Consider the following 20,563-nt stretch of genomic DNA (forward strand, 5'->3'; position numbering starts at 1 on the left):
TGCCGCTAATCTGACTAGTGCTCACGCGCTAGATTAAGTGGCGCCAAACAATGATCGAGCAATGATCCAGGAGTGACACATGGCAATGGCAACAGTAATCGCGATTACAGGGCAAGCATGGGCTCGTGACGAAGCGGGTAATCTACGTGAGCTGCGCATTGGCGATACGCTTCAAGAAGGCGAAACGCTAATTACCTCCAACGATGGTCGCGTAGAGCTTGATTTTGCTGATGGGTCGGGCGCCAATGTCGTAGAAGGTGGTCAGGAAGTTGCCGTCACTCCTGAGTTAAACAGCGACCAGATTGTTGCTACTGAAGATGCCAGTGTGCAAGACGACGATCTTGACACATTACTTGCCGCCCTAGACGACGAGGGTGATCTGCTCGACCTTCTTGACGCGACTGCAGCCGGCGGTGGTGCCGGTGGCGGTGGTGGCGGTAGTGACTTTGTACGCGTTGCCCGTATTGCTGAAGAGACGGATACTCTTAGTTTCAGCACCGAAGGCGGCCTAGAAGGTGCTGAATTTTTTGAATTTGATGGCGGTGAAGTTGCTGCGGCCGTTGCTGATGACCTCCCAGAGCCAGAGCCGACTCCAGGTAATGGAGAGACCGATGTTATTACCCTAAGTGTTCCTCAGCAGGTCATTGAAGGCGAGCCGATCACTGTTTCGGCCAGTGTTAGCAACGCTCCTCAGGCCAGCCCGTTGGTTATTACGCTGAATAATGGGCAACAGATCACTATTGCCGTTGGTGAAACAACTGGCAGCGTGACGTTCGCCAGCCGKGMAGACGACGTCTTCCAGCAAGGCGACGAGGGCCAGMCCCTCAGCATCACCGACACCGACGGTGGCAACTACGAAGCCCTCGACACGACCAGCACCGCCACAGTGACCACGGTCGACGACAGCGACGTCACCACCATCACCCTGGACGCCCCGGACACCGTCACCGAAGGCAACGACATCACCGTCACCGCCCGCGTGAACAACGCCCCGGCCACGGACCTCACGATCACGCTGTCCAACGGTGAGCAGATCGTCATTGCCGCCAACGCCACCGAAGGCAGCGTGACGTTCGCCAGCCGTGAAGACGACGTCTTCCAGCAAGGCGACGAGGGCCAGACCCTCAGCATCACCGACACCGACGGTGGCAACTACGAAGCCCTCGACACGACCAGCACCGCCACGGTGACCACGGTCGACGACAGCGACGTCACCACCATCACCCTGGACGCCCCGGACACCGTCACCGAAGGCAACGACATCACCGTCACCGCCCGCGTGAACAACGCCCCGGCCACGGACCTCACGATCACGCTGTCCAACGGTGAGCAGATCGTCATTGCCGCCAACGCCACCGAAGGCRGCGTGACGTTCGCCAGCCGGGCAGACGACGTCTTCCAGCAAGGCGACGAGGGCCAGACCCTCAGCATCACCGACACCGACGGTGGCAACTACGAAGCCCTCGACACGACCAGCACCGCCACGGTGACCACGGTCGACGACAGCGACGTCACCACCATCACCCTGGACGCCCCGGACACCGTCACCGAAGGCAACGACATCACCGTCACCGCCCGCGTGAACAACGCCCCGGCCACGGACCTCACGATCACGCTGTCCAACGGTGAGCAGATCGTCATTGCCGCCAACGCCACCGAAGGCAGCGTGACGTTCGCCAGCCGGGMAGACGACGTCTTCCAGCAAGGCGACGAGGGCCAGACCCTCAGCATCACCGACACCGACGGTGGCAACTACGAAGCCCTCGACACGACCAGCACCGCCACGGTGACCACGGTCGACGACAGCGACGTCACCACCATCACCCTGGACGCCCCGGACACCGTCACCGAAGGCAACGACATCACCGTCACCGCCCGCGTGAACAACGCCCCGGCCACGGACCTCACGATCACGCTGTCCAACGGTGAGCAGATCGTCATTGCCGCCAACGCCACCGAAGGCAGCGTGACGTTCGCCAGCCGTGAAGACGACGTCTTCCAGCAAGGCGACGAGGGCCAGACCCTCAGCAYCACCGACACCGACGGTGGCAACTACGAAGCCCTCGACACGACCAGCACCGCCACGGTGACCACGGTCGACGACAGCGACGTCACCACCATCACCCTGGACGCCCCGGACACCGTCACCGAAGGCAACGACATCACCGTCACCGCCCGCGTGAACAACGCCCCGGCCACGGACCTCACGATCACGCTGTCCAACGGTGAGCAGATCGTCATTGCCGCCAACGCCACCGAAGGCAGCGTGACGTTCGCCAGCCGTGAAGACGACGTCTTCCAGCAAGGCGACGAGGGCCAGACCCTCAGCATCACCGACACCGACGGTGGCAACTACGAAGCCCTCGACACGACCAGCACCGCCACGGTGACCACGGTCGACGACAGCGACGTCACCACCATCACCCTGGACGCCCGGACACCGTCACCGAAGGCAACGACATCACCGTCACCGCCCGCGTGAACAACGCCCCGGCCACGGACCTCACGATCACGCTGTCCAACGGTGAGCAGATCGTCATTGCCGCCAACGCCACCGAAGGCAGCGTGACGTTCGCCAGCCGGGCAGACGACGTCTTCCAGCAAGGCGACGAGGGCCAGACCCTCAGCATCACCGACACCGACGGTGGCAACTACGAAGCCCTCGACACGACCAGCACCGCCACGGTGACCACGGTCGACGACAGCGACGTCACCACCATCACCCTGGACGCCCCGGACACCGTCACCGAAGGCAACGACATCACCGTCACCGCCCGCGTGAACAACGCCCCGGCCACGGACCTCACGATCACGCTGTCCAACGGTGAGCAGATCGTCATTGCCGCCAACGCCACCGAAGGCAGCGTGACGTTCGCCAGCCGKGAAGACGACGTCTTCCAGCAAGGCGACGAGGGCCAGACCCTCAGCATCACCGACACCGACGGTGGCAACTACGAAGCCCTCGACACGACCAGCACCGCCACGGTGACCACGGTCGACGACAGCGACGTCACCACCATCACCCTGGACGCCCCGGACACCGTCACCGAAGGCAACGACATCACCGTCACCGCCCGTGTGAACAACGCCCCGGCCACGGACCTCACGATCACGCTGTCCAACGGTGAGCAGATCGTCATTGCCGCCAACGCCACCGAAGGCAGCGTGACGTTCGCCAGCCGGGCAGACGACGTCTTCCAGCAAGGCGACGAGGGCCAGACCCTCAGCATCACCGACACCGACGGTGGCAACTACGAAGCCCTCGACACGACCAGCACCGCCACGGTGACCACGGTCGACGACAGCGACGTCACCACCATCACCCTGGACGCCCCGGACACCGTCACCGAAGGCAACGACATCACCGTCACCGCCCGCGTGAACAACGCCCCGGCCACGGACCTCACGATCACGCTGTCCAACGGTGAGCAGATCGTCATTGCCGCCAACGCCACCGAAGGCAGCGTGACGTTCGCCAGCCGTGAAGACGACGTCTTCCAGCAAGGCGACGAGGGCCAGACCCTCAGCATCACCGACACCGACGGTGGCAACTACGAAGCCCTCGACACGACCAGCACCGCCACGGTGACCACGGTCGACGACAGCGACGTCACCACCATCACCCTGGACGCCCCGGACACCGTCACCGAAGGCAACGACATCACCGTCACCGCCCGCGTGAACAACGCCCCGGCCACGGACCTCACGATCACGCTGTCCAACGGTGAGCAGATCGTCATTGCCGCCAACGCCACCGAAGGCAGCGTGACGTTCGCCAGCCGTGMAGACGACGTCTTCCAGCAAGGCGACGAGGGCCAGACCCTCAGCATCACCGACACCGACGGTGGCAACTACGAAGCCCTCGACACGACCAGCACCGCCACGGTGACCACGGTCGACGACAGCGACGTCACCACCATCACCCTGGACGCCCCGGACACCGTCACCGAAGGCAACGACATCACCGTCACCGCCCGCGTGAACAACGCCCCGGCCACGGACCTCACGATCACGCTGTCCAACGGTGAGCAGATCGTCATTGCCGCCAACGCCACCGAAGGCAGCGTGACGTTCGCCAGCCGTGAAGACGACGTCTTCCAGCAAGGCGACGAGGGCCAGACCCTCAGCATCACCGACACCGACGGTGGCAACTACGAAGCCCTCGACACGACCAGCACCGCCACGGTGACCACGGTCGACGACAGCGACGTCACCACCATCACCCTGGACGCCCCGGACACCGTCACCGAAGGCAACGACATCACCGTCACCGCCCGCGTGAACAACGCCCCGGCCACGGACCTCACGATCACGCTGTCCAACGGTGAGCAGATCGTCATTGCCGCCAACGCCACCGAAGGCAGCGTGACGTTCGCCAGCCGTGAAGACGACGTCTTCCAGCAAGGCGACGAGGGCCAGACCCTCAGCATCACCGACACCGACGGTGGCAACTACGAAGCCCTCGACACGACCAGCACCGCCACGGTGACCACGGTCGACGACAGCGACGTTACAACGCTAAGCCTAAGTGATGTCACTGTAAAAGAGGGAACAGGAACCGCTACTATCTCCGCCACACTTAGCAACGCGGCGGGTCAAGACTTCACTGTTACGCTAAGTAATGGGGCCACTATCACGTTTGCTGAAGGCGCTACCGAGGGCACCTCGACACCGTTCGATATCCAGGGTGACGATGTCTACATTGATCCTGAAAGCTACGTGGTCACTGTCGTCGATCAAGGCGATAACAACTTCGAAGACCTAGATACCACTGATACTGCTACGGTTAAGGTCAACGACACTATCGATACCACCGACGTCAGCATTAGCGCGATTGTGACGAAAACATCCGTTATTAACGTTGGCAATGTAGATAATACCGATAGCTTTACCGTAACGGCTTCCAACCCTAATGGTAGTGAAGGGACTGTTTCCAAAGTGACGGGAACCAATCATGATGGATTTGGTGTGGTTGGGAGCACTACCGGCGGGGGAGCGAACAGTGAGCTTGGTTTCGGCAATGCAGGCAGTGAAAGTATCGTTGTCAACTTCAATAACGAGGTGAAAAACTTCAACGTTCAGTTCGCTTGGCGGAACAACAATGAACGAGCAAAAGTAGAGTTCTTTGACAAAGACGGAAACTCTGTTGGTTCAGCGATAGTTTCGGGTGGCGGTACATCAACGGAAGCCTTGGTTACCTACTATGACGCCAATGGTGATGTAACCAGGACTGAGCGGGCGCAGGGTGGTTCTGACCGCGTTGACAATGCCTATACCTTTGAACCGGGAAGCGGCGACACATTCACAAGCGCCGAGTTCACGGCGGTCGGCTATGACGACGACTACCTGATCCACTCAATCGCCTACAAAGAAGTAATGAACGGTGATGCGACCAGTCTAGGCGGTGCCTCTGACGTTACCTTTGAAGTCGAGACGTCTAATCCACCTGATGAAAGTCAGTTCGACTTCATTGACACTTTCCCGACAGCCACGGTCAATATTGGTGGTCAGGAGTACACGGTCAATCTTGATCGTAACGGTAAGGGCAGTGTCTCGGTTGAAACGGATGGCCAAAGTGACCTGACTGCTGAGGTTATTAGCGTCAATGGTAACTTTGAGAACGTTGATGTTCCTGTTAGCCTGACGCTGTACAAGGGCGATCTTGAAACCGCGAATAACGGTGATAACACTATCCAGGGTGGTCAAGGCGACGACGTTGTAGTGGGTGACTTGGGCGGCAATAAAATCGTTACCACGCCTGGTCAGAACTATAATGTCTCATTGATTGTGGACTCTTCAGGGAGTATCGCCAATCAGTTGACCATGCTGAAGAATGCACTTAATAAGCTCGCTGATCAGCTTGTCAATCACGATGGCACCATCAACTTCCAGCTTGTCAGCTTCGACAGCAATGCTGAAACTTTATTGGCGCTGAGTGACATCACGAATACGGATGATGCACTTAGCACGATTAAGTCAGCCATTCAAAGCCTGGATGCAAGTGGCGGTACGAACTATGAGGCCGCTTTTGTAGAAGCCAAGCAGTGGTTCGATGGTCAAGGGAACGACTATGAGAATCTGACTTTCTTCCTGACAGATGGCGATCCAACCTATCATCTTGATGCGTCGGCTAACCCCACCAGTGATGGTAGCGGCTCTCAGACCAGTCAGGGGAATTTACAGAATGCTCTTGATGCCTTCACACCCCTGTCGAATATAAGTACCGTGCATGGTATTGGCTTGGGAAGTAATAACGTTAATGAAGAGTATCTAAAATTCTTCGATAACACTGAGACACTGGGACAAGGTAGCGTTTCATTTGGTACGTCAGAGCTCAAACTGGCGGACTTTAAAGGATCCAATGATCAGCTCGATAATTTGAGTAAATGGATTAAGCTAAGCAATAGTGACGCTTCAGGCAATGTTACCAAGTCGTATGGTGAGTTCTTGACGATCCAGGACTCCATTAGCCTTGGTGCCACTTTCGTAGTGAGTAGTGCCTTTGAGGTATCTGTTGACGGAAGTCTGATTGAGTTTGATTACCGAACCTTTAACTCACGTTCTGGAGACGAATTTGGGTGGAAACTTCAGAAACAAGCTGGTTCAAGTTGGGAAGATGTAAGCGATTTTAAAGCGTTGGCAACTTCGTCAGAATGGACAGATAACCAAAGTAGTGATCTTGCCGCGGGTGCCTACAGGCTAGTTTTCAGTGTTGAAGACAATAGCTTCTCAGGTGACTCTGACCTGGATATTGATAATATTAAGTTGACTACACCTAACTTGGTCAGTGGTCAGGTTGGTCAGCCATCATTGATCGACACTGCTGAAGATCTTGATAACGTGCTTATAAGTGGCTCCACCAATACCGAGCTTGATGAGCTGGGCGATGACGTTGTCAACGGCGGGGATGGCAACGACATCCTCTTCGGTGACGCCATCAATACCGACGCTCTGGATTGGGCTGGACGTGAACTGCCAGACGGTTCGGGCATGGCTGCGCTGAAGGAGTACTTGAAAGTCAGCAACGGTGGAGAAGAGCCTACCGAGCAGCAGCTGTATGACTATATCAAGGCCGGTAACGCCGAGCTGAACGTCGCAGGCGATACGCGCGGCGGAAACGATGAGTTATATGGTGGCAAGGGAGACGACATTCTCTATGGTCAGGGGGGGGACGATCTGCTGGTCGGGGGCGAAGGCGATGACCTCCTCTTTGGAGGAGCAGGTGCTGATACTTTCGCCTGGGAATTTGGKGATCAGGGTACGACAGACCAGCCAGCCATGGATCAGGTAATGGACTTCACCCAGGGAGAATTTGGTACGGACGAAAATGCTGATAGGCTCGACCTTTCTGATCTTTTAAAGGGTGAGAATAGCAGCGAGTACATTTTTGCCGAGGAAGATGGGTCTGGCAACGTCGTCCTTAATATCAGCGCTCAAGGCAGTCCGAGCGGTGCTGATCAGAAGATAGCGCTTGAAGGCAAATCCTTTAGTGACTTTGGCGTCAATAATGGAGAGGATTTGATCGCTAAACTGATCACGGATGGTCAACTGAAAATCGACCAATAATCTATAATTGTTCTATTGATTAGCTTGATAGCCGCTCTGAAAGGGGCGGCTTTCTTAATTGAGAACAGCTTTCTTTAGGGGGGACTATGCTCTACATCAACCGCAATACATCCGGCGAGATCGTGATGCTCAGCAAAGAGCCAACGGCAGAGTGCAGTGAAACGATCGCCTCCGATTCACCTGAGGTACTGGCTTTCCTTGCCGATCAGCCGGGATCTTCAGCGCACTTTATTGCCTCTGACTTAGCGTTTGTCAGGGTGGTAGAAGATATTCTTGAGGTGTTGCTGGACAAAGGAATCATCACGTTCACTGACCTGCCGGAAGCTGCGCAGGCCAAAGTGATGGAGCGTAAGTCGTTGCGGTCAAAAAATGATGTCGGTTTACTAAGCGACGACGACACTATATAAAGCCATCGTCGCTTGGGACCGATATGCCGGAGTTTTGCGTCAGAGTTGCACGCCTGGCCCGGTGGCTCCATCAACCCCCACGCGGAACAGACAGGCGATCTCCTCATCGTCTGCAACACCTTCCCCTATTACCTGAATGCCCAGTGAATGGCAGAGCGTGGCCATGCCGCGCACGATGGTCTGCTGCTCATTTGAAGCATGCAGTTGGTGGATAAGACTGCTATCCATTTTTAAGTAAGCAAGCCCCACATCGTGCAAATCTGCCAGTTTGGTGAACTCTGCGCCTACGTGTTCGATGCCAAAGGTACATCCCAGTGGTCGTAAGGCTGTACACAGACCTCGTAAGCTGCCAATCGCGTGGGTGCTAAGCGTGGCGGGCACTTCAAAGCAGAGCTGTTTGGCCAATAGCGGGTGTGCGACTAGCAGTGTACGCAGCTCGTTAACAAACTGGGTATTGGTAATCGACGCCGCGGAAAGGTTAATGCCTACCGGCTTGAGATCATCTTCTAGGTTAGTGAGTGCTTTTTTCACCACGGCTAAGTCGAGCGCTGGTTCCATCTCAAAACGGGTTATCCAGGGGATAAAGACGCCGGCAGTTTGCCACTCACCGCCGAGCAGTAAGCGGGCCGGACATTCGTAATGGATGATGTCGCCTTGGGCGTCTACTACTGGGAAGTACGCTAACTCTGGGCCTACCAGAATGGCAGCTTCCAGTGCGTTCCGCCATTCGGCATGGCTGCTATAGAGTGAGATACGCTTGCGCTGTCGCACGACTACCTGTTCAAAGGAGGTCAGGCTTTCGGCTTGCGCCAAGGCGTCATCCAGAGTAGCTAACAGTGTGCCGCGTTCATCGTGCGCAGCATAAGGTACAATCGCTGTTGGTAGATAAACCTCGATGTCGGGCTGTGTGGCGGTTACCTCGGCCAATGCTGCCATTACCTGGATTCTGAGTTCCTCAACATCATCCATAAGCGGCAGCATAAAGATAAAATCACTACCGTTAAGGCGTCCTATCATTGGCTCTGCCGATGCAGTATCCAACTGCCCTAACTGGGTAACCAGTGTACTTAATAGCTGGTCGGTGGCGGCGTAGCCGAGCTGTTCGTTGAGCGTTTCTAAGGCCTGAACGCGAACCATGACCAGCATGCCTGTTGAGCGAGCGTCCTCACTGTTCAGTTGAGAGGCGAGTTTGCCCATAAATACATCGCGATTAAGCGCACCGGTGACACGGTCATGCTGCAAATGGCGGCGCAACTCGTCCAGCTTATGGCTTTCGTGACTTAGCATCTGATGCACATTGGCAGACAGCACGTTCATTGCTTGAGTAACTTGGCGTAATTCCAGCGTGCGCGGCTCTTTAATAGTGGTAAAACGCCGCGCGCTGATATCTTGCGCCTGAGTAACGACGCGGGAAAGTGGGTGCTTAATACCACGAACGATCACGGTGGCAATCGCTAAGCTGATTACCCCAGCGAGTACAAACCAAGCGGCGAGTTCGAGCATGCTGCGCCATAAAGAGGTATAAGCAAAACTGTGCTGGCTCTCAAGCTCCAAGGTGCCGTACTGGCGCCAACCGTCTTGAATTGTCGCTGTGCCGCTGGGCACCTCAAACTCAACGAGTTGACGAAACCAGGCAGGCACATCGCCACTATATTGTTCAGAGGAGCGCTCGATGAGTACGCTTCCTTCTGTATCGCGCAGGGTGATTTGGCGGTAGTAGCCGGTGTCAAACTGAGCGGCGATTAACAGTTCCAGAGTGACAAGGTCTTTGTCGAGCTGGCTCATGGAAAGCGCCAACGCAGTGGCATTGTCTTCATTCTTAATGCGCACTTCCTGCTCAATATAGTCGCGGCTGGTGGCAATGCTAATGGCAAGGCTGCCTATGAACGACAGCAGTAGCAGGGCGATAATGGCAAGCCAAAGTTGTTTAATAAGTGACATCGTGCCTGTTCCTCTTAAATGAAACCCTGGGTTTGCATACGTTCGATGACGCTGCGCCAGCGTGATAGCCGAGCCAATGGATCTGCGCGGGATTCAGAAGAACCACCCGCCCAGAGCCCGTCACTGTTAAAACTAAACAGTGGGTCGAGATCCGTACGCTGAGAGGCAGGGGTGATGGACGGTACAATATTGTCTAGCACCAACGGTTCTGCATCGGGGGTTGAGTAATAGCCCAGCACCATATGGGCTTGGGTAATTTGACTACGTCCAATGCGTGCGCGGACATAAATCATACGTAGATACTGGCTCGTAACGCCCAATTGCTTAAGGGTAATATACTTGGCAATGGAGTAGTCCTCGCAATCGCCTTGGCCTTTACCCATCGCTTCCAGAGGTGTGGCCCAATAATCCTCTTGCCCCCAAACCTGGATGTCGTCAATCCACCGGATACGGCGATTAAAGAAGTCATTAACCCCGCGAAGCTTGGCTTGAACGTCTTGGGTCTGCAGTTGTTGAAGTAGGTCAAACCACTCCTCTAATACTGACAAACCGGCCTGGCCATACTGTTGTTGCATACTTTGGCGTAGGCGTTGCGGGTCAAATGCTGCTGCAGGCGTTGGGTGAATGCCAAGACTTGCGCCTAAGCACAGCGCGCCGACAGTAGCTAAGAACTGCCGACGCGAGAATGCAGGAGTGTGATGCGAAGATGCAGGCATGAGTCGCCGTTAGTAACCGCCAAATTGAGGTTAAGATTACAAGCTGGCGGGTTGAAGTGCTATACCTCTCAGCCAAAAGGGTGGCGCTAAGCGCTGCATTTTCGCCGATTTATGCCTTGTCTGGCCTTCGCTCGCCGACTTTTCAGACACAGCCTGGTTGCTTATTGAACTGCTGCCTGCTGCGTTGTTTCTAACGGTCGCTCAACCAGCGGCTCAATCAGTTGTTCAAGTTCTGGCCACACATTGTCTAGGATAATCGGCTGCGCATCGGCGGTAGGGTGAATGCCATCACTCTGCATTAGTGCATCGTTTAGGGCGATATCCTCAAGTAAAAAGGGCACTAATGATACGTCATACTCCTCTGCCAGAGAGTAAAAGACGCCGGTAAAAGCATCTCGATACGCTTGGCCATAATTAGGCGGGATATCGATCCCCAACAGCAGTACCTGAGCACCTGCATCCTGGCTCTGCTCAATCATACTGGCTAGATTCGCCTGCATCTGATTGGGTGATAGGCCGCGTAGGCCATCGTTGCCGCCCAGTTCAATGAGAACAATATCCGGCTGCCGTTGTCCGATAATCTCAGAGAACCTTTGTAGCCCCCCGGATGTGGTTTCACCGCTAATGCTGGCGTTAATAACGTGCGCATCGCCTTCTAAACGCGCTGCTAGCAAACTCACCCAGCCCTCATCACGCTCTATACCGTAAGCGGCGCTTAAACTATCGCCCATCACCAATAGGGTGGGGCCAGCGTCTGTATTGACAGGCTCTGCGTTGATAGACGGTGAGGCAACGGTGACTATCAGCAGCACCAGCCATCCGGTTACCATGCGGTTCAGTCCATGCCATGCCATAGGGATGCCACGCTTCATGTCTTACTCCTCAAATTCCAGCTCTTCAAATTCCAACTCCTTAGATCAAACTGCGAATTCATCTATCGATAAAACAGTGTCAAGCGAGTCACCCCAAGGCGAGCGCCAGTCTACTACCGACAGCCAAGCGGTTAACGATGTTCCCCACGGCGCTGTTAGGCCCCCCGTACTACACGCGGATAAGCTGTCTAAAAAAGTCACCAGCGGGGAACGCTCGCTCACCATCTTACACGACCTGTCGCTGAGCGTAGCGGCGGGGGAGAGCGTCGCCATCCTGGGTAAAAGCGGCGCAGGCAAATCAACGCTGCTAGGCATGTTGGCCGGTCTTGATACGCCAAGCGATGGCGAGCTAACGCTGTTTGGCCACGCGCTGAGCCGTTTGGATGAGGATGGCCGCGCCGCGCTGCGGGCTGGGCGAGTGGGGTTTGTGTTTCAGAACTTCCAACTGCTGCCCACCTTGAGTGCACTAGAGAACGTCATGCTACCCCTTGAACTGTCGCCGCGCGCCGGGGAGACGCAGACGGCTGCTCAGTGGTTAGTGCGAGTAGGCCTGGGCGAGCGGGTGAATCACTTGCCCAAGCAGCTATCCGGTGGCGAGCAGCAGCGGGTAGCCGTTGCCCGTGCTTTTGTTACCGACCCTGAACTGGTATTCGCCGATGAGCCAACCGGCAATCTGGACCCTGACACCGGGGCGCAAATCATTGATCTGCTCTTCACCCTAAACCGTGAGGCGGGCACCACGCTTATTCTAGTCACCCACGACCACGCCCTGGCGCGTCGCTGTGATCGCTGCCTGCGGTTAGATCATGGCAAGTTAGAGGCCGTACCTGAAAACATCGTACCCACAGCGGCTTCGATTGATGAGGGTACGCAATGAGTGATGTGAATTGGCGTTTGGCGATGCGCAGTCTTAAGCGAGATCTGCGCGCTGCCGATGTGCGTGCGCTGTTTATTGCCTTGGTTCTGGCCGTGGCAGCCTCCACCATGATCGCGTTTTTTCTTGACCGTTTAGAGCGCGGCTTGGAGCGCCAGGCGGGGCAGATGCTGGGTGGCGACCTGGTGCTGGAACAGCGTGATCCGTTTTCCGAGGAGCTGCGCGAACGTCTGGAGAGCGCGGGTTTTGTCCTTAGCGACCAGATAGATCTGGTGTCGATGATTAGCCGCGATGGCCGTTTTCAGCCCGCCAGCTTAAAAGCCGTGGATGAGGTCTACCCACACTACGGTGTCTCCTACGTGGATTTTGGCGATGGCACTGAGCAAATAGCCTCTGGCCCGCCGCCTGGAGAGGCATGGGCTGACCCGCGACTGATGGAGCTGGKCGAGATCGAGCTGGGCGACCGGGTGCAAGTGGGGCAAACCGAACTGACCGTTAGCGGGATTATTGAGCGCGAAGCGGATCAGTCCGGTGGGTTTGGTAATTTTAATCCGCGCCTGATGATGAACACGGCGGATGTCGAGGCCACTGGCCTGGTTCAAGAGGGCTCGCGGATTGAGTTTGAAATACTAGCCGCAGGGGCGCCTGCAGCGCTGGATCAAGTGCAGGAGCTGCTTGCCGAGCTACGCCGCGACGGAGTCGAGGTGCGCGATGTACGCGTTGACCGCCCACAGCTCGGCAATGCGCTGCAGCGTGCGGAAAGCTACCTGGGGTTAGCTGGTTTAGCGGCGGTGCTGCTAGCGGGCGTGGCCGTGGCAATGTCTACCCGCCGCTATGTGGAGCGCCACCTGGATACCGCTGCGCTGCTGCGCTGCTTTGGTGCCAGCCAGCGTCAATTAGTGACGATTTTTACTCTTCAATTACTCGGCTTAGCATTGGTTGCAGCAGTGATTGGGGCGCTACTTGGGCTGCTGGGCCAAGCGGTACTGATCTGGTTGTTGGTGAGTTTTCTACCCATGACGCTCCCGCCACCGGGGCTGATGCCACTAGGATTAGGGGTATTCACTGCTCTTGCTGTGTTAGTTGGCTTTGCCGGGCCAACGCTGCTGCGTATCAAGCAAGTCAGTGCTCTAAAAGTGCTACGTCGTGAGCTTGATCCACTGCCGCCTTCGGCTTGGCTGGTCGTCGGTGTAGCGAGTATCGTGTTTGGCGGGCTGCTGTGGCTCTATTCGGGCAGTCTGCCGCTGGCGATTGGGTTGTTGATCGGTGGGGCTCTGTTACTTGGTGTGCTGTGGATGATTAGCGCGCTGCTGCTTAGCGGCCTATTACGCGTTGTGCAGCGGTTCTCTGGGCGTAGTGAGTGGTCACAGGCGCTGAGGCTAGGTGGCCGCCAGTTGGCACGCAGGCGTCAAGCGGGGCTGGGTCAATTGCTGGCTTTCTCAGTGACTTTCTTTGCCATGGCGATGATCGTGCTAGTGCGTGGCGATTTGCTAAGCACCTGGCAGGATCAACTGCCCGAAAATACCCCCAACTATTTTGCTATCAATATTCAGCCTTCTGAGCGTGATCCCTTTGAAGCCGCGGTCTCGCCGCGAGTGGAAACCCAAAGCACGCTCTACCCGATGGTGCGTGGCCGGGTGATTGCGATTAATGATCAGCCGCCGAGAGACGCTGTTCCACCGGATGCGCGGGGCGACAACTCGTTACGCCGAGAGCTCAACCTTACCTGGCAATCAGACGTGCCGGAAGGCAATGAAGTGGTGGCCGGCGAGTGGTTCTCTGCCGCGCAAACTGAGGGAGACGCGAGTCAAGGCTGGATGAGCGCCGTCGACGCAACGCCCCAATCGGCGCCAGTGCCTATTTCGATGGAAGATGGGCTGGCTGAAAGGCTTGGGTTGGGCATTGGTGACGAGATGACGTTCTCGGTGGGTAGCGACGAGATTACTACCCAAATTACCAGCCTGCGGAGTCTGAATTGGGATAGTTTTCAGCCTAACTTCTTCGTCATCTTCCCGCCGGGCGTACTTGAGCAGTTTGGCCATAGCTACATTACCGCTTTTCACCTACCTGAGGCGGAGCAAGGGCTGATCCGCGAACTGATCACTGACTTCCCCGGTGTCTCGCTGCTTAACGTGGACGCGATTTTAGGACAGGTACGGGATGTGCTTGCCCAGGTCACCCGGGCAGTGGAGTTAGTGCTCGCCTTGGTGCTACTGGCAGGGATTAGCGTGCTGTATGCCGCGCTGACCGCAAGCCGCCCGGTGCGCGCCCATGAAAGTGGCCTGCTGCGCGTATTTGGCGCAGGCAGCCGGATGATTTCACGGGTACAGGGGGCTGAATACGCGTTGTTGGGCTTTGCCAGCGGTTTGATGGGCGCAGTGCTTGCGGAGCTCACGTCGGCGGTGCTGTATGTTTACCTGCTGGATCTCACTCCGCGTTTGCACCTAGGGCTATGGGTATTCCTGCCCATTGGCGGGGCACTGTTGATCGGTGTCATTGGTCATGCGCTTTCGCGGGGATTACGTCGTCAGGCACCGGCGGCCAGCCTAGGCCTGCTCGGTGAGGCCTAGTGAGCAACCAAATGCTTATTTGGCAAGCCAAAAACCGACGACAGTGGCGCTGATAACAGCAATAAAAAAGACCAGATTACGGGCGCGGGTATCGCGACGGGGTTTCATAACGGCACCAATGCAATGTTAAGTACAATGTTGAAGTAAAATATGCCTAGCATGGTAACGTTTGTCGCCTTCGCCGTCATCCTGCCTTTGAGAGGTGGTGTTTATTTAGAATCGCTAGCTGTTTATTCAGGACTGTGAATTATGCCTCAATCTAGCTCTACGGCTGCGCGCGCTTATGCGCCGCAGCCGCTTTCACTTGCTCAGGGTCGCCTAGCGGCGCTGAGCTGGGGGCGTTCTGATGCCCCAACCTGGTTGGCCTTGCATGGCTGGCTGGATAATGCGGCCAGCTTTACCCGGTTAGCCCCGCTATTGGTAGAGGCGTTGGGTATTCGGATTGTGGCGCTGGATTTTCGAGGCCACGGCCATTCGGCCCACGCGCCACCAGCCGGTGATTATGCTCTATGGGACTATTGCCAAGACGTACTGGACGCCATGGAGACCTTGGCGCTGGAGCAAACCAGCCTGCTGGCCCACTCTATGGGCGCTGCGGTGGCCTGCTTGCTCGCTGCTGCGCTACCTGAGCGGGTTGAACGGCTAACGCTAATTGATGGGCTGGGGGCGCTCAATACGCCTATCGAAGAGACCGCAAGCCAGCTGCGAAAGGGGTTAATTGCCTACCGTCGACCACTTTCCCGCGCACCGCGCTATCCCGATATCGAGAGTGCCGTGGCCGCCCGAGTGGCGGGTGGCGTTACGCCCATAGATAGCATAACGGCAACCCCGCTAGTGGAGCGTAATACCCAGCCTACCACCGATGGTCATGTGCAAATGCGCACTGATAGCCGATTGCTGAAGCCGTCTCTGGTGCGCTTTACACCCGAACAGGTCATTGCACTACTGGCGGACATTACCGCGCCGCTGCTATTGATAGAAGGCGAGCAGGGTATTCTGGGCGAACGGAAATGGGCCCAAGAGGCGCGGCAAGCTGTCAAGGGGTTAACCCGCCAGGTGCTCAAGGGTGGCCATCACTTACACTTGGAGCCCAGGGCTGTGGCGCAAGTCGCCTCAGTTATCGGCGGACACTGGGGCAATACCGGTACCGTTTAGGTAAGGAACGTAGCATGAATGAATTGGCGCATTTGAATAGTGGCAATAAGGTCGCACTAGTACTGGGTAGCGGTGGCGCTCGCGGCTATGCGCATATCGGCGTGATTGAAGCGCTAGAGGCGCGTGGATTTGAAATCGTGGCCGTATCCGGATGTTCGATGGGGGCGGTGATTGGCGGGATTTATGCCGCAGGTAAGCTGCCGGAATACCGAGACTGGGTGTGCCAGCTAGACTACCTTGATGTGCTCAAACTGGTCGATGTCACCTGGAGCCCTATGGGCGCTATGCGTGCCAGTAAAGTTATGAGCAAACTAGAATCGCTGGTCGGCGATATTCTCATCGAAGACCTGGCGATCCCCGTTACCACGGTTGCGACAGACCTGGTGCGACAGCGGGAAGTGTGGTTTCAAAGTGGCCCGTTGCTGCAGGCGATTCGTGCCTCCATGGCCGTACCAGGTGTTATCACACCGGTTCATCTAGGCGAGCAGGTGCTGGTGGACGGCGGGTTGCTCAACCCACTGCCGATTATGCCCATGGTCGCCGCCCACCAAGCGGACTTTGTGGTCGCGGTTAATGTAACTGCCCATAGCCCGTTGCCGGTGACCTTAGAGGAGTTACTGCCTAAAGAAGAGGAAACAGCCGATAGTCGTACTCAGAACGAAATTGATCGTGATCAACGCATGGGAAGTTGGATAGGTGATGTGCGTGCCGTTACCCAAAAGCTGTGGGCAGGGTTGGGAGCAAATGGCGAGAGCGACGACGAAGAGCTAGAAGAAATAACTGAAGCGCGAGGCAAGCGCGAGTGGAGCAAGCTCGATATGATTTTGGAGTCGTTTGATATTACCCAGGCGGCGTTGGCCAAGTACAAGGTGGCGGGGTACCCGCCCGATGTACTGATCGAAATACCCAAAACGGTGTGTAGCACTTATGAATTTTACCGGGGCCGTGACTTGATTCGCCTTGGCCGCCATTTGGCAGATGAAGCGCTGGAACGCCGCATGCCCAGCATTGCTTCTGACGCTACCGAGTAGAAGCCTACTGGCCCCGCTTACGTAGCAATATATAGACTGCTCCGGTGCCACCGTCGATATCGATGGCCGAGCAGAAGGCCAGCACTCCCGGCCACTCCCGCAGCCAGGTGTTGGTATGGCTCTTGAGCACCGGAAAGTCTGAGGTGGTGCCCCACGCCTYGCCGTGCACCACCAACACGCAGCGCAGTCCTTGCCCCGCCGAATCGCGTAAAAAACTCTCTAACTCCGCGCGAGCCTCCTCCAGCGTATAGCCATGCAGATCAAGCCCCGCCTGCCACGCCGTTTGGCCGCGTTTTAACTGACTAAACGTACGCCATGGCAAGTCGGGTACGCTGAACTCTAGGTACTCAGAGGGACGTACGGCTTCCACCCGGCCATCCGAGGTGCGTCCACTGGCTTGTGGTGTGCTGTTCTCAACCGCTGCGCTGCGACGCGCCTCATGAACCTTATTGTCGCGTTTGGGCTTGCCAGGGTCGGCCTGATTGGTGGCGATAGGGCGAACCCCCGCCGCCTTCAAAGCGTCGCGGAAGGCACTGATATCGTCATCATTAGGCAGGTGGCGGCGTCGCGTCATGGCAGGCTCGGGTGGCAGAAAAAGTGGCAAAAAAGGTGAATCAACTAAACGAGCACAGTATAGCGGGCTGAGCGTTGCTGTGAACCGGACGAAGTGAAAGGTACAATCTTTTTATCCGTTATCTGTATAACGCGTTATTGCCATGAACAACCAGGAGCCGCTGTGACCACGCATCTAAACGTTGAGCATTCTCACTCAACCCTTTCCCTGTCAGAGTCGTTGCTGGTGAGTCAGCTGTTTACGCTGCGCGACTACCTGCGCTGGGTCTCCAGCGAGTTTTATCTGGCAGGGCTGCACTATGGCCATGGCACTGACTCAGCCTGGGATGAGGCGGTGGCGCTGTGCTTAGGCGCGCTACACCTGCCGTGGAATATTGACCCCAGTGTCCTTGAAGCGCGGCTGCTGCCCGTTGAACGCCAGCGGATTATTGCCCTGGCGCGTGAGCGTATCACTACCCGCCGCCCACTGCCTTATTTGCTCGGTGAGAGCTTCTTTGCCGGCCACCCGTTTAACGTTGATGAGCGCGTGCTGGTTCCGCGCTCTCCGATTGCCGAGCTGATTGAAGATGGCTTTGCCGCCTGGTTCCCCGAAGAGCCGCCCGCCAGCGTGTTGGATCTATGCACCGGCTCCGGCTGTATCGGCATTGCCACCGCCCTCTATTTGCCCACCTGCGAAGTGACGCTGGCCGATATCAGCCAGGATGCCCTCGCCGTGGCACGGCAAAATATTACCCGCCATGATGTGGGTGACCGGGTGCGAGCGGTCGAATCGGATGTGTTCAATGGCTTGGAGGGGCGGCGTTTTGATCTCATCGTCTCCAATCCMCCCTATGTAGATGCCCGCGACCTTGCCACCATGCCCGCCGAGTTTCGCCATGAGCCTTCGTTAGCGCTGGGCGCAGGCAGCGATGGCCTGGATATTGTGCGGCGTATACTGCGTGAAGCGCGGGAGCACTTAACCGATGAGGGCTGGCTGATTGTAGAAGTCGGCAACTCTGATCGCCATGTGGAAGCCGCGTTTCCCGACGTGCCTTTCCTGTGGCTTGAATTCGAGCGTGGCGGCCAGGGCGTATTTGCCTTGAGCGCCGCTGAACTCGACGCCCATGCGGCGTCTTTCCTGTGAGGAACTAACCGCCATGTCTGGCAATACCTTTGGCAAACTATTTACCGTCACTACGTTTGGTGAGAGTCACGGCCCTGCGCTCGGCGCGATCGTTGATGGCTGCCCGCCTGGGTTACCGTTAAGCGAAGCAGATTTGCAGCACGATCTGGATCGCCGTCGGCCGGGCAGTTCGCGGCATACCACCCAGCGCAAAGAGCCTGATCAGGTGCGCATCCTATCCGGGGTGTTTGAAGGTAAGACCACCGGTACCTCTATTGGCCTGTTAATCGAAAATACCGACCAGCGCTCTAACGACTACTCAAAAATCAAAGAGCAGTTTCGGCCTGCTCACGCGGACTACACCTACCACCATAAATATGGCCACCGGGACTACCGCGGCGGCGGGCGCTCCAGCGCCCGTGAAACCGCTATGCGAGTGGCCGCTGGAGCGATCGCCAAGAAATATCTGGCCGCTCAAGGGGTGCAGATTCGCGGTTATATGAGCCAGCTAGGCCCGATTAAGATTGAATTCAAGCAGTGGGAGTCGGTGGGCCAAAATGCGTTTTTCTGCCCTGACCCGGAGCGCGTAGCCGAACTGGAAGCCTATATGGATCAGCTACGCCGCGACCAGGACTCCGTGGGTGCAGAGATTACCGTGATTGCCGAAGGCGTGCCGGTTGGGCTGGGAGAGCCGGTGTTTGACCGCTTAGATGCTGATCTGGCGCATGGTTTGATGAGTATTAATGCGGTAAAAGGGGTTGAGATAGGTGCAGGGTTTGGCTGTGTCGCCCAACGCGGCAGCGAGCACCGTGACGAGATGACGCCTGAAGGCTTCCTCTCTAATCATGCGGGTGGCGTGCTGGGGGGTATCTCCAGCGGCCAGCCCATTGTAGCTCGTTTGGCGCTAAAACCGACGTCCAGCATTACCACGCCTGGCCGCTCTATCGACATCCATGGACAGGCCGTCGAAGTGATTACCAAAGGCCGTCACGACCCCTGCGTGGGTATTCGTGCAACGCCCATTGCTGAAGCGATGATGGCGATTACCCTGTTGGATCACTGGCTGCGTCAGCGCGGTCAAAATGGCGAAGTAAGCGTTGATACGCCGCGTTTAACCCAGCGCTAACGCAATACGGTGAGATTTGCAGTTCGCTGCTACACTCAAACAAAACAAATGCATGACTAATGGTCGTGACAAACAGTGCAGGAGCCGCCTATGAAGATTAACGTTGAGTTTGATCTTACTCCGGATGAATTTCGCCAATCACTGGGCCTGCCGGATGTCGAAGCCTTCCAGAAAAACCTGCTGGAAAATATCCAGCGGCAGATGGAGTCTGGGGTAGAGGGCTACGACCCCATGAGTCTGATGCGGCCTTTTCTGCAGCAGCCGATGATGCAGCCAGGGCTCTCCCAGGGGTTATCCGAAGGACTGTCTCAAGGACTTGCTAATTTCGGCACTTATCAGCAAATGATGCTGGATATGCTGCGCCAAGCGGGTACCACTGGAGAAACGGCAGCGACTGATAAACAAACGCGTCAGTCTGCATCGAATAAAACGTCAACCGATAAAGCGTCGTCGGATAAAGCGGCATCAAGCGAAAAAAGTGACAAGGCCAAAGCCACCGCTTCCTCTCGCTCTCGAGCAAAAGGTTAGTGGGTAAGAGTGCGAGCGGAAGTATGTTGCAATGCAGCATGGTAGGCGCTACTCTTTTTGCAGTGCAGCAAATTAACGTAAAGCAGGAAAAGCTACATCACG

At 56.7% G+C, this 20,563-nt stretch carries 14 protein-coding genes; 10 read left to right on the forward strand and 4 right to left on the reverse strand.

All coding sequences use genetic code 11. From position 1 onward, the window contains the following. Nucleotides 1-79 precede the first annotated feature (79 nt). The 3 genes from HALO_RS08835 (at nt 80) to HALO_RS08845 (ending at nt 7,973) form a co-directional block, all read left to right on the forward strand. Entirely contained in the window at nt 80-2,482 is a 2,403-nt protein-coding gene (locus tag HALO_RS08835) for a retention module-containing protein (RefSeq protein WP_050713342.1), read from the forward strand. Then, the gene (locus tag HALO_RS08840) at nt 2,479-7,566 is read left to right on the forward strand and encodes an immunoglobulin-like domain-containing protein (RefSeq protein ID WP_231896830.1); all 5,088 of its coding nucleotides are present in this window, start codon (nt 2,479-2,481) and stop codon (nt 7,564-7,566) included. The genes HALO_RS08835 and HALO_RS08840 overlap by 4 nt, the downstream gene beginning before the upstream one ends. An 86-nt stretch (nt 7,567-7,652) precedes the next feature. After that, nucleotides 7,653-7,973 carry a hypothetical protein gene (locus HALO_RS08845; RefSeq protein WP_035584035.1) on the forward strand — a complete coding sequence of 107 codons (321 nt, stop codon included), beginning with the start codon at nt 7,653-7,655 and terminating at the stop codon, nt 7,971-7,973. 39 nt (nt 7,974-8,012) lie between these two features. On the opposite strand, the gene HALO_RS08850 is transcribed toward HALO_RS08845, so the two are convergent. From HALO_RS08850 to HALO_RS08860, 3 genes are all read right to left on the reverse strand, one after another. Next, entirely contained in the window at nt 8,013-9,914 is a 1,902-nt protein-coding gene (locus HALO_RS08850; protein WP_035584032.1) for a bifunctional diguanylate cyclase/phosphodiesterase, read from the reverse strand. Between the two features lie 14 nt (nt 9,915-9,928). Then, on the reverse strand, nt 9,929-10,630 hold the full coding sequence (locus HALO_RS08855; RefSeq protein WP_035584029.1) for a transglutaminase-like cysteine peptidase: 702 nt from the start codon (nt 10,628-10,630) through the stop codon (nt 9,929-9,931). Between the two features lie 161 nt (nt 10,631-10,791). After that, a complete protein-coding gene (locus HALO_RS08860) occupies nt 10,792-11,502 on the reverse strand; it encodes an arylesterase (RefSeq protein WP_035584027.1) in 711 nt (236 codons plus the stop codon). Between the two features lie 76 nt (nt 11,503-11,578). Here HALO_RS08860 and HALO_RS08865 point away from each other — a divergent pair, with 76 nt between their 5' ends. The 4 genes from HALO_RS08865 (at nt 11,579) to HALO_RS08880 (ending at nt 17,132) form a co-directional block, all read left to right on the forward strand. Next, nucleotides 11,579-12,379, forward strand: coding sequence for an ABC transporter ATP-binding protein (locus HALO_RS08865; protein WP_035585641.1), 801 nt, complete (start codon nt 11,579-11,581; stop codon nt 12,377-12,379). After that, entirely contained in the window at nt 12,376-14,946 is a 2,571-nt protein-coding gene (locus tag HALO_RS08870; RefSeq protein WP_050713343.1) for an ABC transporter permease, read from the forward strand. The genes HALO_RS08865 and HALO_RS08870 overlap by 4 nt, the downstream gene beginning before the upstream one ends. A 249-nt stretch (nt 14,947-15,195) precedes the next feature. Beyond that, entirely contained in the window at nt 15,196-16,101 is a 906-nt protein-coding gene (locus HALO_RS08875) for an alpha/beta fold hydrolase (RefSeq protein ID WP_035584017.1), read from the forward strand. Between the two features lie 14 nt (nt 16,102-16,115). Next, complete coding sequence (locus tag HALO_RS08880) at nt 16,116-17,132, forward strand: patatin-like phospholipase family protein (protein WP_035584015.1); 1,017 nt, start codon at nt 16,116-16,118, stop codon at nt 17,130-17,132. 4 nt (nt 17,133-17,136) lie between these two features. On the opposite strand, the gene HALO_RS08885 is transcribed toward HALO_RS08880, so the two are convergent. Continuing rightward, the gene (locus tag HALO_RS08885) at nt 17,137-17,706 is read right to left on the reverse strand and encodes a Smr/MutS family protein (protein ID WP_050713344.1); all 570 of its coding nucleotides are present in this window, start codon (nt 17,704-17,706) and stop codon (nt 17,137-17,139) included. Between the two features lie 162 nt (nt 17,707-17,868). On the opposite strand from HALO_RS08885, the gene prmB reads away from it, so the two are divergent. From prmB to HALO_RS08900, 3 genes are all read left to right on the forward strand, one after another. Beyond that, nucleotides 17,869-18,828 carry a 50S ribosomal protein L3 N(5)-glutamine methyltransferase gene (gene prmB, locus HALO_RS08890; protein WP_035584011.1) on the forward strand — a complete coding sequence of 320 codons (960 nt, stop codon included), beginning with the start codon at nt 17,869-17,871 and terminating at the stop codon, nt 18,826-18,828. Between the two features lie 13 nt (nt 18,829-18,841). Then, complete coding sequence (gene aroC, locus HALO_RS08895) at nt 18,842-19,933, forward strand: chorismate synthase (RefSeq protein ID WP_035584009.1); 1,092 nt, start codon at nt 18,842-18,844, stop codon at nt 19,931-19,933. A 90-nt stretch (nt 19,934-20,023) separates the two neighbouring features. Then, nucleotides 20,024-20,461: a hypothetical protein gene (locus tag HALO_RS08900; RefSeq protein WP_035584007.1), complete on the forward strand. Its 438-nt coding sequence runs from the start codon at nt 20,024-20,026 to the stop codon at nt 20,459-20,461. Nucleotides 20,462-20,563 lie beyond the last annotated feature (102 nt).

This window comes from Halomonas sp. R57-5 (assembly GCF_900070345.1).
Classification (GTDB): Bacteria; Pseudomonadota; Gammaproteobacteria; order Pseudomonadales; family Halomonadaceae; genus Vreelandella; species Vreelandella ventosae_B.